Annotated in this window: 1 protein-coding gene; it reads right to left on the reverse strand. The window is 50.7% G+C overall.

What is annotated here, in order from left to right:
* Nucleotides 1–5: 5 nt before the first annotated feature.
* On the reverse strand, nucleotides 6–962 hold the full coding sequence (locus tag GMST_RS22040; RefSeq protein WP_183356858.1) for an IS1595 family transposase: 957 nt from the start codon (nucleotides 960–962) through the stop codon (nucleotides 6–8).
* Nucleotides 963–1,061: the final 99 nt, after the last annotated feature.

Consider the following 1,061-nt stretch of genomic DNA (forward strand, 5'->3'; position numbering starts at 1 on the left):
CCTGATTAGCGCCAATCTTCCGCTGTCCGCAACCACGCCTCAGGGCGACGACCAGTGCAAACAGTCGCAGCGATCAGGCGAGGCAGCATAGCGGCAAGATCAAAGCGGCGGTTAAATCGGTACTGATACTCCCCGAGATACCGGTGTGGGTATTTTGAGAAATCGAAGGCATGGTAGGTGCCAATGATAGCATTCTTTACGTTCCCAAGGATCGTGTTAACCCACTTGAAGCACTCCATTTTCTGGGTTTTCATCGTTCCCTTTCTCACGACATGTCGCTCATGGGGGCAACCAATTTGGGTTACAGCTGTGAAGCACCAGAAGCCATCTGAGACAACCGTTGTCGAAGGTGCCAGCCTTTGGCTGGCCCAGGTCCTGACATCGCTGTGGCCGAAGCTTTGGACTGGCGAGAACAGTGCATAAACTGGGTTGTTCTGCTTGTTGGTCTGTACCGCAGCAATAAAAGGAACTTTGTTCTCTGAACCACGTCCCCTTTTACCTTGGTATTCTCCACCGAGATAGGAGTCATCTATCTCGACTCGTCCGTGGAGCTTTGTTGATTGCTCCCGCTCGAACATCACTTGCATCAGCTTATGCTTTATTCGCCATGCAGCACGATATGTCACCCCAAGTAAGCGCATCAATTCTAGGGAAGACATATTATTCTTATTCTGTGTCAAAAAGTACATCGCCTGAAACCAAGTGGTGAAAGGCAACTTGGTAGAGTGAAAGATCGTATCCTCGGTTAATGTCGTCTGTTTCCTGCAGGCAGTGCACTGGAATACTTTGACCCTACCTCGTTTGTAGCTGCAATGCCTGGTGCCTTTGCACTTGGGGCAGATGAAACCTGTCGGCCACCGCGCTGATTCAATGGCAGCCTCGCATTGGTCCTCGTTGCCATACTGTGCGAGAAAGGACTTCAGGCTAAGGCCTTGCTGGAACTGAAGACGGTTCATTTTCACGGCACACTCCTATGAGGAAAATTGCCGTGATTATGCATGCTACCAATGGCAGAGAATGTCGCACTAGCCGCAGCAGCGGAAGATTCGCGCTAATCAGGA

The organism is Geomonas silvestris (genome assembly GCF_014193515.1).
Classification (GTDB): Bacteria; Desulfobacterota; Desulfuromonadia; order Geobacterales; family Geobacteraceae; genus Geomonas; species Geomonas silvestris.